Origin of the sequence: Povalibacter sp., from assembly GCF_036520495.1 — a bacterium.
In the GTDB taxonomy this organism is placed as follows: Bacteria; Pseudomonadota; Gammaproteobacteria; order Steroidobacterales; family Steroidobacteraceae; genus Steroidobacter.
In genome coordinates this window covers 1-15,911 of the sequence record NZ_DATDJO010000076.1, presented here as the reverse complement: position 1 = coordinate 15,911, position 15,911 = coordinate 1, and the positions used below count along the sequence as shown (strand labels likewise).

The 15,911-nt window shown below is 63.6% G+C and carries 11 protein-coding genes; 3 read left to right on the top strand and 8 right to left on the bottom strand.

Going from position 1 to position 15,911, the window contains the following annotated elements; all coding sequences use genetic code 11:
* Positions 1-46 precede the first annotated feature (46 nt).
* Entirely contained in the window at positions 47-1,627 is a 1,581-nt protein-coding gene (locus tag VIZ63_RS25235; protein WP_331612625.1) for a phospholipase D family protein, read from the top strand.
* 21 nt (positions 1,628-1,648) lie between these two features.
* Here the strand turns inward: VIZ63_RS25235 and VIZ63_RS25230 are convergent, their stop codons facing one another.
* The 4 genes from VIZ63_RS25230 to VIZ63_RS25215 form a co-directional block, all read right to left on the bottom strand.
* Positions 1,649-5,005 (bottom strand): UvrD-helicase domain-containing protein, encoded by a 3,357-nt coding sequence (locus VIZ63_RS25230; protein ID WP_331612624.1) that lies wholly within the window; start codon positions 5,003-5,005, stop codon positions 1,649-1,651.
* Positions 4,995-7,691, bottom strand: a complete 2,697-nt coding sequence (locus tag VIZ63_RS25225) for a PD-(D/E)XK nuclease family protein (protein ID WP_331612623.1) — start codon at positions 7,689-7,691, stop codon at positions 4,995-4,997. The genes VIZ63_RS25230 and VIZ63_RS25225 overlap by 11 nt, the downstream gene beginning before the upstream one ends.
* A gap of 74 nt (positions 7,692-7,765) precedes the next feature.
* Entirely contained in the window at positions 7,766-9,031 is a 1,266-nt protein-coding gene (locus VIZ63_RS25220) for an aminotransferase class I/II-fold pyridoxal phosphate-dependent enzyme (RefSeq protein WP_331612622.1), read from the bottom strand.
* Positions 9,032-9,227: 196 nt separating this feature from the next.
* A complete protein-coding gene (locus VIZ63_RS25215) occupies positions 9,228-9,974 on the bottom strand; it encodes a hypothetical protein (RefSeq protein WP_331612621.1) in 747 nt (248 codons plus the stop codon).
* A gap of 262 nt (positions 9,975-10,236) precedes the next feature.
* On the opposite strand from VIZ63_RS25215, the gene VIZ63_RS25210 reads away from it, so the two are divergent.
* Positions 10,237-10,986 (top strand): electron transfer flavoprotein subunit beta/FixA family protein, encoded by a 750-nt coding sequence (locus VIZ63_RS25210; RefSeq protein WP_331612620.1) that lies wholly within the window; start codon positions 10,237-10,239, stop codon positions 10,984-10,986.
* The gene (locus tag VIZ63_RS25205) at positions 10,986-11,927 is read left to right on the top strand and encodes an electron transfer flavoprotein subunit alpha/FixB family protein (RefSeq protein WP_331612619.1); all 942 of its coding nucleotides are present in this window, start codon (positions 10,986-10,988) and stop codon (positions 11,925-11,927) included. Before VIZ63_RS25210 ends, VIZ63_RS25205 begins: the two co-directional genes overlap by 1 nt.
* 141 nt (positions 11,928-12,068) lie before the next feature.
* Here the strand turns inward: VIZ63_RS25205 and VIZ63_RS25200 are convergent, their stop codons facing one another.
* From VIZ63_RS25200 to VIZ63_RS25185, 4 genes are all read right to left on the bottom strand, one after another.
* Positions 12,069-12,551, bottom strand: coding sequence for a peroxiredoxin (locus VIZ63_RS25200; RefSeq protein WP_331612618.1), 483 nt, complete (start codon positions 12,549-12,551; stop codon positions 12,069-12,071).
* A 196-nt stretch (positions 12,552-12,747) separates the two neighbouring features.
* A complete protein-coding gene (locus VIZ63_RS25195) occupies positions 12,748-13,383 on the bottom strand; it encodes a GntR family transcriptional regulator (RefSeq protein WP_331612617.1) in 636 nt (211 codons plus the stop codon).
* A 677-nt stretch (positions 13,384-14,060) separates the two neighbouring features.
* Positions 14,061-15,044 (bottom strand): hypothetical protein, encoded by a 984-nt coding sequence (locus VIZ63_RS25190; protein WP_331612616.1) that lies wholly within the window; start codon positions 15,042-15,044, stop codon positions 14,061-14,063.
* Positions 15,045-15,047: 3 nt separating this feature from the next.
* Positions 15,048-15,911 (bottom strand): dihydroxy-acid dehydratase (locus tag VIZ63_RS25185; protein ID WP_331612614.1); only part of this gene is annotated, 864 nt, incomplete at its 5' end.

Genomic DNA, 15,911 nt, shown 5'->3' with positions numbered 1-15,911 from the left:
CTCGACATCATCGCGGTGGGATCGCCGCGATCGCGCAGAGACCGTCATGAGAACAATCCGCCGTGCGGCGCCGTCGCAGTCGACCTGCATCAGCAGGTCGCACCTCATCGTCGTGCTCGCAGCATTTGCGCTTGCAGCGTGCTCATCACTTCAGGATCGACCTGCGCTGCCGGTCGAGAAGGCACTGCCGGTGAGTGCTGAGAGCACCGAACTCGACCGCCTCCTGCACGATGCGGAGTCACGACGCGCCGGACAGTCTGCGTTCCGTTTGCTGAAGGAAGGACCGGAAGCCTTTGCCGTCCGTGTGCAGAGTGCGCGGATGGCCGGACGCAGCCTGGATGTCCAGACCTACATCTGGCATGCCGATCTCACCGGCGGGATCATCGCTCAGGAACTGCTCGCAGCAGCGGATCGCGGCGTCAAGGTCCGATTGCTGGTCGATGACATGGATGCGCGCGCGAAGAATTCAGGATTCGCAGCCCTGAGCGCTCATCCCAATATCGATGTGAGACTGTTCAATCCCTTCGCATCGCGCAGCGGCTTCCTCGGTTTCGTCAGTGAAGGCCTGAGCAGCTTCAAGCGCATCAACCGTCGCATGCACAACAAGACGTGGATCGCGGACAACCGGATCGCCGTCGCCGGCGGCCGCAATATCGGCGATGAATACTTCGGTGCCAGTGACGAAGTGAACTTCATCGATCTCGACTTCGCGATGCTGGGTCCCGTCGTCCGTGACGCTTCCGCCTCATTCGACAAATACTGGAATTCGGCATCCGCCTACCCGATGGAGTTTCTCGACAAGCAGGCGGTCAGCGATGCCGAGCTGCAGAAGTTGCGCAGTCGTCTGGCGGAAACGCTGAAGGATGCCGGTAACAGCCGCTACGCGAAGACGCTTCGGGAAGACAATGCGATCAAACGCATGGCGGCGGGCGACTGGCCGATCGAATGGGCCCACACGTATCGCTTCGTGTCGGACGATCCGGGCAAGGTCACGATGACAAAACGCGACGCGAAGCAAATGCACGTCGCTGCAATTCTCCTGCCCGAACTGCAGGCGACACAGTCACAGGCGAGCATCATCTCGCCGTACTTCGTTCCGGGTGACGTGGGTACCGACGGACTGGTTTCCGTCGCGAAATCAGGCAAGCAGGTGCGGATTCTCACCAACTCGCTGGTCGCCAACGATGTGGCCGCCGTACACGGCGGCTATTCGGGTTATCGACCGCGGTTGCTGGAGGGCGGAGTGCAGCTCTGGGAACTCAAGCCGCAGCCGGGGGAGGAAATCGACTCCAGTCTGTTTGGTTCATCCGGCGCGAGCCTGCACACCAAGGCCTTTGCAGTCGATCACCGCATGTTGTTCGTCGGCAGCTACAACCTCGATCCGCGGTCGACCTGGCTGAATTGCGAACAGGGCGTGCTCGTCGAAAATGAAGTGCTCGCCCGACAGCTCGAGGACATATTCACCAGTCAGACCACCGGGGACCATGCGTGGCACGTGACCCTGCAGAACGACAGACTCCATTGGACGGACGGCAACGAGAACTTCGACTCCGACCCGAAGGCCGGCGTCGGGCGCCGCTTCCAGGCCTGGTTCGCCCGCGTGCTGGGGCTCGAAGGGCAGCTCTGAATCGGAATCAGATCCGCCTTGTCAGTCGATGCCGATTTCGCGCCACGCGCGCAGTAGCGGGAAGTAGAGCGCCGCCCGCACTTTTCGCGCACCGTCAAACAACCGCATCAACCTCCCGTAGCGCATCAACTGCGGCCGGTAGCGAACCGACTCTTCGTCCAGGAACTGTTCGAGACCGCCGCCTTCGTGAGCGCTGGTCTTGAAATCGACCACCCAGCGGGTTCCTGCTTCGTCGACGAAGGTCCGATCGATGATGCCCTCGATGATCTGGCCGTCGACCACACCGCTCAATGCCAGCTCCGATGCGGAATCGGTGATTGCACTGTCGATGCCGAGCAGCCAGCGTCCCCGCTCATCCTGCAGCGTGCTCTGCATCGCGGCGATGGCGCGGTCGCAAGCGGCGGCGCAACGATCCGGAGGCACGCCCAGCTCGGCGAGTTCGAGCATCATTCGCCTGCGCTGGTCGGACTCATCGGAAGGAACGCGCCCTGATCGGCACAGCCGCTCGATCTCGCGATGTACGACCGTACCGACGTGACGGCTGGTTTCGGAAACCCAGTCGAACACCGGCGGTTGGGCTTCGATATCGATGACGGCCACGTCGGGCGTCGTCACGACTTCTTCCATCTCCGGAGCGCGCCAGTCGATGGGCAGCCGGCGCAGCTTCTGCACTGGCTCGACGGCGTGCGAAGACTGAGTGCCCGCAGCAGGCGCGGCCGACTCGAATTCGTTGACGACCGCACTCCACAGCATGCGCAGCATCGAACCCGGCAACGGCTCTCGAATGACCATTTCGCCGCCGCGCTCGCTCGCCTGGACACTGCCCAGCAGATGCAGCTCGTGCTTGGCCCGGGTCGCCGCCACATACAGCAACCGCGCGCGTTCGCGAACGATGCGTTGCCGTTCGAGGAGCTCGATCCAGCGATAGATCGGATCGCTGTCGCTGCCCTCTTCCTTCACAGGCGCCATCACCATGCCGCCCTGTTTGCCGGCGATGCGAGTCCAGCGCAGCAGCTCGCGATCCTCGGCCCGCATCTTGCGTTGCAGTCCAGGCAGGATGACGGTTTCGAACTCCAGACCTTTGGCTGCGTGGATGGTCATGATCTCGACACGCGGCTCGCCATGGACCTGGCCACTCGCGAACAGCCGTCGCAGCTGGTCTTCGAGGCGCGCCACGTCTTCAAGATCGCCCGTGATTTCGATCTCGTCGAGTCGTTGCAGGAACGACTGCGCATCGTCCAGATCGTCGAGGCGTGTGAGCGTGGCGGGTCCGCCCAGTGCATTCCAGGTCCGCTCGACCCAGATGCGCAGTGCCCAGCGGCCCCGCTCCGCGAGTGCAGCAGTCAGGACCTCATGCACCCTGACCAACCGCGCGCGCCCATCCGCAGACAGTGACGACTCCTCCGCAGTGAGTTCCGACGTTATCGCTTCATCCACGACGAACGTCGGCCAGGCGGCCAGCGTGTGCAGGTCGGCCAACGTCAGGCCACACCACGGAGCCCGCAGCACGGCGAGCCATGCAGTTCGATCGGCGAGATGAATCAAGGCACGCGTGAGCGCAATGAGATCCTGGACGACGGAGCGGTCCCGCAGCTGTTCAATCTCGACAGCGCGAAACTCGATGCCGGCGATAGCCAGCGCCTGCGCGATGGCATCGACGTGCGTACGCGCTGTCACCAGGATGGCGACGCGTCCGGAATCGTCGCGTGCCAGGGCGTCGCGGACGATGGCCGTCACCCGCTGCGCTTCCTCGCCGGCATCGGCATTGACGAAGGCATGAACTTTGACGCCGGCGGATTCGCCGGTGAGCGCCGCCGTGCTGGGGCTGTACCTGACCGCACCCTGCTCGGCATCGTTGCTCGACGACAGCACCGCAGGAAATACCGCGTTCACCCACTCGACGAGCGTGGGAGTGGAACGGAAGTTCGCTTCGAGACGCAGCGGCTCCAGTGGGACGTTGCCCAGCCCTGTGGACTGCATCTCGATGAACAGTCCGACCTCTGCCTGACGGAAGCGATAGATGGACTGCATGGGATCGCCGACGCAGAACAGCGTGCGCCCATCGTCCGGTGTCCAGCCGGCGATCAGCTGCTGCAGCAGATCGCGCTGCGAGAACGATGTGTCCTGGAATTCATCGACGAGGATGTGCTGCAGGCGATTGTCGAAGGCCAGCGCAAGATCCGTCGGTTCGTCTTCCGTGCCCAGTGCGCGCAGAGCGCGCAGCGATACCTCGACATAGTCAGCCTTGCCCTGCGCCTGGAACTCCATCTGCAGCTCGGCGACGGCTTCGGGCAACAGTTCCAGCAAAGCCTGCAGCGTGCGCCACTGATCTTCGCCATAGGCGGCGTTGGGCAGCGTGCGTACGTCGAGGAGTTGCTCGCACAGCAACGTATGGCCGCCGAGCCACGCGAGCATGCCGGTCATGCGCTCCTTCGTGGCCCGGTCCGTGGTCGGAAATCCATGGCGCTTGTCGACCTTGGAGTACACCTCGCCGTCCTGCTTGAGCACCATCGCGACCAGGGCGCGCCACAGGTCGAGGCAGGCGCTGTCGGCACCCGGGATCTGTGTCGCGGCTACACACTGTTCCAGTGCGGCGCGGCGTGCAGGATCGATCGAACCTTCCAGCAGATTGCGCGCCGAGTACTGCAGCAGCTCGAACAGTTCGCGCACCCGGTCGGCGCCGAGGCCTTCGCACAGCACAGCGAGATGCCTTTGCACGACGCGACGCAACGTCGCCTCCAGTACCTCGCGCAGATCGATGCTGGCGCGCGCCTCAACCACCGGCCGCAGCCATTGATCACGCTTGCGCAGCACCTCCCCGAGCATTGCAATGAGTCGGTCGACCCGATTGCCGAGATGCACGATCAGCAGTTCGAGCTGTTGCGACGCGCCGGAGCCATCGCCGAGTCGTTCGATCAGGCGCCGGCCGGCCGCTTCATACAGTGGGTCGGGATCGCTGGTCGGCTCGATCGATGCGCCTGTTCCGGCCAGCATGGGCAGCCGTCGCGCGAGCGATGCATTGAGCGCATCGATCGTCTGCAGGCGCAGTCGCGCCGGATGCTCCATCAGCTGCCAACCGTAACGAACGTCCGCCTGACGCACGGCGCGTGCGAGTTCCCAGGTTGCGCGTTTGTGGGCCGACTCCGGCGCCGGCCCATTCGCGGCCTCCAGCGCCAGCAGGATGCGCGCGCGCATTTCCGCCGCCGCCTTGCGGGTGAACGTGATCGCCAGAATCTGTTCCGGCGATTCGACCGTGCCCAGCAGCCGCAGGTAGCGCTGCGTCAGCAACTCCGTTTTTCCGGATCCCGCGGGGGCCTGGACGATGAATGAACGTCGCGGATCGAGCGCCGCGCTTCTGGCAGCCGCATCACTCGTCATCGCGACCGACCTCCTTATCGTTATCGTTCGAATCCACGGTGCTCTCGTTGATGCGGCACAGTGTGCTCAGATGACAGGTGGCGCACTCCTGCGGCAACGGATCGACCATCGCGTCGCCAGCCACGTAGCGCTCGGCCAGCCGCGTCAAGGTGAACTTCCAGTGATGCAGCAAGGCATCCCAATCGCTCGGGTCGCCGAGATCGATGCGCAGGCCGGTCGGGTACGCCACGACGCCTTCGGCGATCGGCGTGCCGTCGCTCCAGCCGCGATACTCGACAGCACCGGGAGCCAGCACGACATATGCGAGGCCGCGAAGCTGCTCACCACGCGCGAGACCGTACAACGGCAATTGCGGGCGTCGTGGACGACCCGGCAATGCATCGAACCAGTCGCGCTGCTTGTGGCTGGCGCCGAGCTTGTAATCGATCAGCAGTTCGCCGCCGCTATCCAGGGCGTCGATCCGGTCGGGCCGCAGTGTGATCGACAGGTCGCCGATCACGTACTGCTCGGATGTCTCCGCCAGATGCACGGTGAATCCAGGACGCAGCTTTTCCTGTTGCAGCAGCCGTACGATCTGACGCACGACGCTCTCGATCTCCAGCATGGCCAGCCGATTGCGCGACGGCGTGTCGATTGCGAGCGCTTGCAGCACGTGCCGATGTGCAGCTTCATGGACGCGGCGTTCCAGCGTGGCATCGTCGATTGCCAGCAGTCGCTGCTGCGTGCGCCACTCGCCCCACAACTCTGCAAGTACTTCGTGGAGGATCGCACCACGGTCGAGCGGCTGGATGCCGACCACGACTCTCGGCATCTGTTTGGCCCGCAGCCGCAACTCGGCCTGCGCGCGAAATGGACAACGCGACTGCAGCTCCAGTGTCCGCGCGCCGCCACGTGTCGCCTGCGCCGGTACCGGCGGCGCACGATCATCCAGGATCATCTGCATCGCGGGACGCTCGTTGAACAGCAGTTCGCGCAGAGCCATGACCGGCGACGCTGACATTGGCAACTGATCATCGGCGGCGGCTATTCGACCGAGCAATGGACTGCGACTGAGTTCGATATCGCCATCGCGTGACGCCCAGCTGAGCACCAACCGGTTCGCGCTGCGCTGCCAGCGTTCGAGCTGTGTCGATGCCAGTCGTAACACACCCGCGGCAGTGGCTTCGGGAATACCTGCTGCTCGCTGCAGCTCCAGTGGAATGAGCGAGTCGGGGTTCACGGCTGCGGGCCAGCGATCGGCATCGAGACCGACGACCCACAGCGCATCGAAGCGCATGCCGGCGCTGGTCGCGGTATCGATCACCGTGATCGCTGCATCGACGGTTTCGGGCTCGAACGGCGTGTCACCGAGAACATCGCTCAACCGGCCGATCGCGCGCTGCAGTCGCATCGGTCCGACGATTGCGTCGAGCGCGCCGAATTCCGCGAGTGTCTCCTGAAATTTGCGTACGGTCTGATGCTCGGCGCTGTTGAGGGAGCGATCACCGGGCCAGCCGATACTGCGCAGGATCTCGTGAAAGCGCTCGGCCCATTCGCTCGCGAGCGCCTTGCCCGGCAGTGTTCGCGCAATGGCATTGAGATCGCGTGCCGCCAGCAGCAGCTGTTCGCAGCCGGTCATGCCCGCCCAACGCTCGAGCTTGGGCCAGTCCCAGCCTTCGCGCTGTTCTTCGCGCAGACGCAGATCCGCCAGCGCGCGCACGGCCCGCTCTTGCTGTCCGCCGCGGATGAACGGCGAGCGCAGGACTCTGCCGGCCTGCGTGCTGGCAGCATTGCCGACCATCGTCTGCAGCATCAGCAAGGCCGCATCGACCAGCGGATACGACGACAGCGGCGCAGGTGCGGCGATGATGGCGGGCAGTGGTGCCGTCTCGGCCTGGGTACGGCGCGATCCCGGCGAGAGCACGTCCTCGAATGCCCGTCGCACTTCGTCCCGACGTCCCTGCAGGTTGGACACGATGATGCCGACGCTGGTGCTCCCCGCCTCCACCTGTTCACGCGCCCAATGCGCGGCCATGACGAGTTCGGTGTCGAGACCGGTCGCTTCGACGACGCTGACGACGGCCCGTGTCGATGCATCGGTGTCGATGTCGGCGATCAGTCCGGTGTGTCGCCATCGCTCGCAGAGCCGATGCATGGCTGGCGGCATCGTGTCGAAGCCGGCAAAGACGATTCGCTCGGTCGGTTCCAGCCCGGAGTCGAACGCCCACTGTGGCAGACGGGATTCGTCGATGGCCCCGAGGGCCTCACAGCGGCTCGCGAACTCGCTACTCCACGCCAACAGTGCCTCAGCCTCCGGCGTATCGAATGCCTGCAGCTCGTCGATCGGAATCAGATAGTCGTGCAGCAGCCGCCAGCTGCGCGCGGCCAGCCGGGCAGCGCTGGAGGGATTGAGAAGCTCCGCAGCGGCGCGGCTGTCGGCGACGACCTCATCCCAGAGCGCGCTCGATTGTGCGGATTTGAGGACACGCGCCGCTGTTTTGGACGACGACGTACGCGATTCGAGATGTTGCTGGCGCAGCCATGCAGACCAGGGCAGTACCCGCGGCGTGAGCCAGATGCGATCGCCCCGTGCACGTGCGCCAGTCGCATAGGCCAGACGCACCGCATGCGCCAACCGGCGACTTGCGGTGAGAACGGTAACGCCCTGGTCGAGAAGTGAGTTGAGTGACAAGTCCGTGGGAAGCAACGAGAGAACCGGACGCGATGATAGTGAACTGCGGGCGCTGCATCACGCCCGCTCACCGCCTCGCGGCCACTTCATTACTTCATCGGCACGACTTTCATTCCGGACGTGCGGGTTGCAGGCTCCGCTCCCGACGCGTAACTGTCCAGCACTTCTTCCATACGCTGGAAGACATCCGCAATGACTTCCGGGTTCGGCAGGTTGGTAATCCGGAAGTGGGTTTTGTAGGCCGTGTTGAAACTGCTGCCCGGTGCGAGCAGCACGTGCTTGTGTTGCAGCATGTCCATTGCGAACTGCTGATCGACGAAATCCGGCAGCACGCCTTCCTTGATGCCGACGAAGGCGTAGATCGCGCCGCGCGGCGCGTGCACCTGCAGGTACTTGCTGTTGGCAACGCCGTCGAGAATCGCCTGGCGCGACTGGTACAGCCGACCGCCGGGACGGGTCAGTTCATGGATGCTCTGGTAGCCGCCCAGAGCCGTCTGCACGGCCCACTGCCCCGGCACGTTGCTGCACAGACGCAGCGAGGACAGCTTGTCGAGACCGTTCAGATATTCACGCGCAGGCTCGACCTCGCCGGAGAACGAGACCCAGCCGACCCGGTAACCGCACGCCCGATAGACCTTGGACAGGCCGGACAGCGTGGCGCACAGCGTGCCGTGCACGAGCGTGGCCATCGGTATGAACTCGGCACCGTCGTAGAGGATCTGGTCGTAGATCTCGTCGCTGAACACGACCAGGTGATGCTTCTCGGCCAGTCTCGCAATGGCTTCGAGCGTCGCACGCGAATAGACGGCGCCGCTGGGATTGTTCGGATTGATGACGACGATCGCACGCGTGCGGCTCGTGATCAGAGACTCGATTTCCGCCGGGTCGGGCTCGAAGCCGCGCTCGGGACGACAGGGATAGTGCACTGCCCGGCCACGATTCAGATTCACGGCCGCGGTCCACAACGGATAGTCGGGAGTCGGCACCAGCACTTCGTCGTCAGCGGACAGCAGCGCGCGGAGCACGAGATCGATGAGCTCGCTCACGCCATTGCCCATGTAGACCTCATCCGCCGTCACGCCGCGTACGCCGCGACTCTGCTGCTGCATGACGACCGCTTCACGAGCCGGGAAGATGCCCTTCTGATGCGAATAGGCCTCGCTCGCGCGCAGATTCTCGATCATCGCCAGCCGCATCGTCTCTGGCGTGCGGAAGCCGAACAGCCCCGGATTGCCGATGTTCAGCGCAATGATGTCGTGCCCCAGGCGTTCCATCTCATGCGCTCGCCGCGCCAGGTCCCCACGGATTTCGTAGCGGACATTGGCGAGGCTGGAGCTGGGACGGATGGTGCGCATGGGATGTAAGGGCTAACTGGCCGGCTGGCAAACGGGGCTACTGGCCAGAAAGATAACAGAATCATTGCGCGGTACACCCGGCACACCCGGCAAGTGCGGCGAGGATCACAGTGAGTCCGATCGGGCCAAGCGATCGCAACGCCAGTGATTCCGGATCCGGCCAGCCTGCCGGTTAGCCAGTCGGCCAGTTGGCGGTTCAGTGCTCCATCAGCAACGATCCAAACCCCTCCATCCTGTCCTCGATGCCGTTGCTTCGCAGTGCCTGCCAGTACGTGCAGGTGTTCACTGCCAGCACTGGCTTGCCCAGCCAGCGTTCGGCCTCGGCCGCGACACGGCCGAAGGCGAGATTGGTGCCGACCTGCAGGATCAGCTCGACACTGGGGTCGTCGACTTCGCGGACGGCGCGACGCAGGCGTTCGGGCGATTCGTGGGCCATGAGCAGCGGACTGTTGCTCTTCAGGCCGAGCAGGTTCACGACCTCGAAGCCGGAGTCGGTGAACGAGCGGCGGACCTGCGCGTCGCCCGAAGGCATGTAGGGTGTGATGAGGCTGATGCGGCGGATGCCGCCGTATCGCTGCATCGCCGCGTAGCAGGCCTGGGCGCCAAGAATCACTTTCACATGCGCCCGGGACTCGAGGTGACTCTGCAGACCCGCGGCATCGAGGGTGCCTTCCCAGAAGGTATCCGCGTTCAGCGCCATGATGACGGTGGCTGGTGCGCAGGCCATGACCGTATCGATCGCGGTCTCGACCGAGGCCCGCACCGTGCTCATCATCTGGGCGAACTCGTCCTCCGTGCCCACGGGCGTATCCGGGATGACTACGCGAGTCAGCTGATTCGAGATGCCCGGCGGACGCATCGCGTCGAACTCGGGCTGTACGATCGTGTTGGTGGCAGGCGCAATGACGCCGATTTTCAGGCGCGGGCCAAGTGAGTCAGGCATGAGTCCCCATCTGTTCGGATTTCCAACCGGGCCGGCAGTTTAGCGGGCGGCGCTGCCGACGTGCCGACGAGTCTTTTTGCGGTGCGTTCCGGACTACGGAATTTCCTCGCAGATCAACGGGTAACCTCAGCTGCAGCGCGTCGGATGCGCGTTGACTCCGAGGGCGTGTTCCGTTAGCTTGCCCGGCCGCTGCCCGGCGGGAGGCGGCCATCCCTTTGAGACGGTACTCGCACATTCTTTGGCACATCATTTGGAGCGCGGCGTGAGCAAGATTCTGGTTGGCCTCAAGCGCGTCGTGGACTACAACGTCCGCGTGCGCGTGAAACCCGACGGCACGGGTGTCGTGACTGAAGGCGTGAAAATGAGCATCAATCCGTTCGATGAGATTGCGCTCGAAGAAGCCCTGCGCATCAAGGAAAAAGGCGGTGCCACGGAAGTGATCGTTGCCAGCATCGGTCCGACCGACACCCAGCAGCAGCTGCGCACCGGTCTCGCCATGGGCGCCGACCGCGCCATCCTCGTGCAGAGCGACGCCGCCGTGGAGCCGCTCGCCGCAGCCAGGATTTTCCTGAAGCTCATCGAGAAAGAAGGCCCGCAGATCGTGCTGCTCGGCAAGCAGGGCATCGATGACGACAACAGCCAGACCGGTCAGATGCTGGCCGCCCTCTGGAATCGTCCGCAGGCGACGTTTGCCTCCAAGGTGGAACTCGATAGCGGCAAAGCCAAGGTCACTCGCGAAGTCGATGCCGGTCTCGAAACGCTCGAGGTCGACCTGCCAGCGGTCATCACCACCGATCTGCGCCTCAACGAGCCGCGCTACGTGAAGCTGCCCGACATCATGAAGGCGAAGAAGAAGCCGCTCGACGTCCTGCCCATTGCAGATCTCGGTGTCGACACCGCCAGCCAGTTCAAGGCTCTCAAGTACGAAGCGCCGTCCGCACGCTCCAAGGGTGTGATGGTGAAGGATGTCGGCGAACTCGTGTCGGCGCTCAAGCAGAAGGGGCTGATCTAATGACCAGAATTCTCATCGTCGCCGAACACACCGGCGGCAAACTCAATCCAGCGACCGCCAAGTGCGTGGCCTGCGCCAGCAAGATCGAAGGCGCGGAAGTCGATATCGCGGTTTTCGCCGCCGATGCATCTGCAGTCGCCACGCAAGCGGCCGCCCTCCAGGGCGTGAAGAAAGTGCTGACGGTGGAGAACGCAGCCAATGCGGAACCGCTGGCCGCCGTTCTGGCACCGCAGGTCGCCGCCCTCGCTGCGAACTACACGCACGTATTCGGACCGTCGACCACGTTCGACAAGGATCTCATGCCCCGCGTCGCCGCCCTCCTCGGCGTCGGCCAGCTGAGCGACATCATGGCCGCGGAATCGGCTTACAAATTCCGTCGCCCGATCTACGCCGGCAACGCCATTGTCAGCGTCGAAGCCGCTGCGGATAAGAAAGTCGTCGCCACCGTCCGCGTTGCATCGTTCCAGCCCGTGGCCGAAGGCGGCAGCGCCGCGGTCGAAGCCGTCAGCGTCAATGCTGAGCTGCCGACTCACACGCGCTTCATCGAACGCTCTGCAGCGAAGACCGGTCGTCCGGATCTGCAGACGGCCGCCAAGGTGGTCTCCGGCGGTCGCGCCGTGGGCAGCGCCGACAACTTCAAGATCATCGTCGGACTCGCCGACAAGCTCGGCGCAGGCGTGGGCGCTTCGCGTGCTGCCGTGGACGCGGGCTACGCCGCCAACGATCTGCAGGTCGGCCAGACGGGCAAGATCATCGCGCCAGAGCTGTACGTCGCCGTCGGTATCTCAGGCGCCATCCAGCACCTGACCGGCATCAAGGACGCACGCACCATCGTCGCGATCAACAAGGACCCCGAAGCGCCAATCTTCGAAGTTGCGGACATCGGGCTCGTTGGTGATCTATTTACGATCGTGCCGGAGCTGGAGAAGGCACTGGGATGAGCCGGACGGCTCATCGGCTCATCGGGTAACTGGCCACCGGCCACCGGCCAGAGCAAGAAGGGGACGATCGCTCGTCCCCTTTTCTTTTCCGCTCTTGCCAGTCGGCCGGCTAGCCAGTCGACCAGTTGGCCTCTTGCTCAGCTACAGCTGAGCAAGAACATGCTCCGCACTCGACACCTTGAACTCCCCTTTCGCTTCCACATTGAGCTGCTTGACCACGCCGTCGTCCACCACGATGGCGAAGCGCTGGCCGCGCGTGCCCATGCCGAAGCCGCTGGCGTCCATCTCCAGTCCGAGAGCCTTCGTGTAATCGGCGTTGCCGTCGGCAAGCATGTCGACCTTGTCTTCGGTGTTCTGTGATTTGCCCCAGGCCTTCATCACGAAGGCGTCGTTGACCGAGAGGCAAGCGATCTTGTCGACGCCCTTGCCCTTGAGAGCACCTGCCTGCTCCACGAATCCCGGCAGATGCTTGGCATCGCAGGTCGGCGTGAACGCGCCAGGCACCGAGAAGAGCACGACCTTCCGGCCCTTGAAATAGTCGTCCGTGCTGATCTTCTGGGGACCGTCCTTCGTCGCGAGTGTCAGTGTTCCCGATGGCATCTTGTCGCCGACTTTGATGGTCATGGCATGGATCCTTTGATGAGGTAAATGGCCGGCGAGCGGTTTCGCTGCGCAGCATTGAGGAAAGAGGGGCAGGAGAATGCTTCCGGGCGCCCCAAAAAGCCAGTGCGCAAAGTAATCGGGTCCACGCTCGCGCAGAGGACCCGATCTGTTCCTGCGTTCCTCCGCGTGCATTACTGACGCGCGGAGAACTTCCTGTCTACAGCAGTCGCAACGCGCCGCGCGCGCCGAGAATGTGCGACCGCATCAACGCCGCCGCCCAATCCGGATCGCGAGCCTCCAGAGCACGCACGATTTCCAGATGATGCGATGCGCTACGGATCAGGTCCTCATCCTGATACGACTCGAACATCTTCATCACGAGCTGCGCTTCGATCAGCGACGACAAGGCATTCACCAGGCGCGAGCTGCCGGAACATTCCTGAATGCGACGATGAAACTGACTGTTCAGATCGCCAATGCGCTCCAGGTAGCCTTCGCGCTTGCTGAGTGTCTCGTGATACTGATCCTCTGCGAGCTGGCGCAGCTCGGCGATTCCTTCCGGAGTCAGGCGACGAGCAGCTCGCGCTGCGCCGTATGCCTCGAGCAATGCGCGCAGCTCGAATACGTCGTCGCGCTCCTCGGTGGTCCATTCGGTAACGATGGCGCCCTGATGCGGGATGAAAACGAGCAAACCTTCGGCGTGTAGCTTGCGCAACGCCTCACGAACCGGCGTCCGGCTGACGCCTGCGGCGGCGGCCACTTCCTGCTCGGTGATTCGCGTTGATGCCGGATACACGCCGCGGACGATGCGTTCGCGCACCGTCTGGTATGCCTTATCCACTGCCTTTGCCATGATCTTCCTTCGAAAATGCTGGAGAGCCCTTTGCGGGCCCGGTGGCGTCGAGTGTATACGCGCGGGATACGGCCATAACAGAGTTGCACACAAAGAGGCCCGCACGCGGCGAAGAATACGTGTGCAGATCGGGATTCCCACTGATCACATAATGCCGCAGCAGGAGACTTATCAACGTCAACTATCTGTTTGATATTTATTGGGAAAACACAGCTCTCCGAGCATGCATGGAATGACGTTGCGGCGGCATCCGCGCCTGTGTGCTGCATGCATCGGGATTGTTTAAATCGCTGTCAGGATCGAATCGTGTGCCGCTGAGCATGTACACGAGATCGGACGCGTTGCGCGTATGAAATGACAACGCATGGATCGCGCCCCCCGGGGACGAGCCCGGTGATTCAGGACCCGCGGCGCCAATGGCGCTGGCGTAATTTCCAGCGCAGGCGAATCGGGTAATCGGTTTGCGACATCAACGAGCCGGCTCGCAGTGATTGCCACTTCGATCGGGATGGTCGGGATGCGGGAGTTCTGGGCGGCGTATGTACAGACCGGACCCTATTGGCGAGTCATGCCTGGATCGATGAGGCTCGCAAACTCGCTGTACGCAATCCCGCTGTACGCAATCCCGCATACGGGCGCCGGAGCCTGATGCGCGAACGGCATCACGCTCGCTGCAGCTACTGCAGGAAGTTGAACCTGCGCAGCTCTTGCCCGGAGGCAACTACCTTGCGGTACACGTGAGCGGCACAGGCCAGATCCTGCAGCGCGAGACCCGTGGAATCGAAGATCGTGATGTCGTTCGGATTCAGTCTGCCCGTCTTCGCTCCGGCGGCGATGTGTCCGAGTTCGGCGTAGATATCGCTTGCTTCCAGAACGCCTTCGCTCAATGGGACATTCACTTCGCCGCTATGGGTCGCCTGGTCCATTTCGTCGACCACGATACGAGCGGAGGTGGTGAGCTGCGATTGCAACTCCTGTTTGCCTGCTGCATCGGCACCGATTGCGTTGATGTGCGTGCCCGGCTTGACCCACTCGGCCAGCACGATCGGTGCTCGTGTCGGCGTGATGGTCGTCAGCACGTCGGCGGCCCGGACGGCCTCCTCCACCGAACCTGCAATCTGCACGACCACGCGGAAACGATCGGTCGCAGCCAGCGCAAGACGTGTCGCGCGTTCACGATCCACGTCGTAAACCATGATCCGGGCGATGCGCGGCCGCACGGCCAGGACGGCTTCGATCTGCGTCAGCGCCTGATTGCCGGCGCCGATCAATGACAGCACCGTGGCGTCAGCACGCGCGAGGAAGCGTGTCGCCACGCCCGCGGCTGCACCGGTGCGCAGTCGCGTGATCGCAGTGGCGTCCATGATCGCGAGCGGCATACCGGTCGGCGGATCGAACAACGTCAGGGTACCGACGATGGACGGCACATCGCGATTGCCCGGATGCATGTTGATGTTCTTGATCGACGCGTAACCGAGCGGCGCAGCGTACGCGGGCATGGCGCGAACATCGCCGCCGGGAAGTTCGAGATAGACCTTCGCGGGCATCTGCACTTGCCTGCGTCCATGCAGGCGGAAAATTTCCTCGACCGCAGTCAGAGCCTCGCGCATGTCGATCGCCGCGAGGACTTCCGATTGATCGAGGAGGATCGTCCCGGTCACTGGTTAGTCCGCATCCGTCACTGCGCCTTGCGAGGCACTGCTGACGCTGCGCGCGTATTTCGCCAGCACGCCGCGACGGGTGTACGGCTCTGGCGCTTTCCACGACTTGCGGCGCACGGCGAACTCGCTGTCGCTGACGGCGCAGCGAATCTCGCGGCTCACTGCGTCGATGGTGATCTCATCGCCGTCGCGCAGCAGGCCGATCGGACCACCGACTGCCGACTCGGGCGAGATGTGACCGACGACGAAGCCACGGCTGCCGCCGGAGAATCTGCCGTCGGTGATCAGGGCGACTTTTCCTGCGAGTCCGCGCCCCGCGATGGCGCTGGTCGGACTCAGCATCTCGCGCATGCCGGGACCGCCCTTCGGTCCTTCCTGACGGATCACCACGACGTCACCTTCAACCACGACGCCGTCGAGAATCGCCTGCAGGGCACGCTCCTCGCCGTCGAAGACGCGTGCGGTACCGGTAAACGACAGTCCTTCCTTGCCCGTGATCTTCGCGACCGCGCCTTCCGGTGCAAGGTTGCCGTACAGAATGACCAGGTGGCTCTCGGCCTTGATCGGGTCGTTGAACGCATGGACGATGTCCTGGTTCTTCGGATATGGCTTCACTGGCTTCAGGTTCTGGGCGAGCGTCTTGCCGGTCACGGTGAGGCAGTCGCCGTGCAGGAAGCCGGCGTCGAGCAGCGACTTCATCAGCGGCTGGATGCCGCCGATCCGGATCAGCTCCGACATCGAGTAGCGCCCGCTCGGGCGCAGGTCGGCGAGCACCGGCACTTTCTTGCCGATGCGAGTGAAGTCGTCGAGCTCCAGTGGAATGTTGGCGGAATGCGCAATCGCGAGCAGATGTAACACAGCATTGGT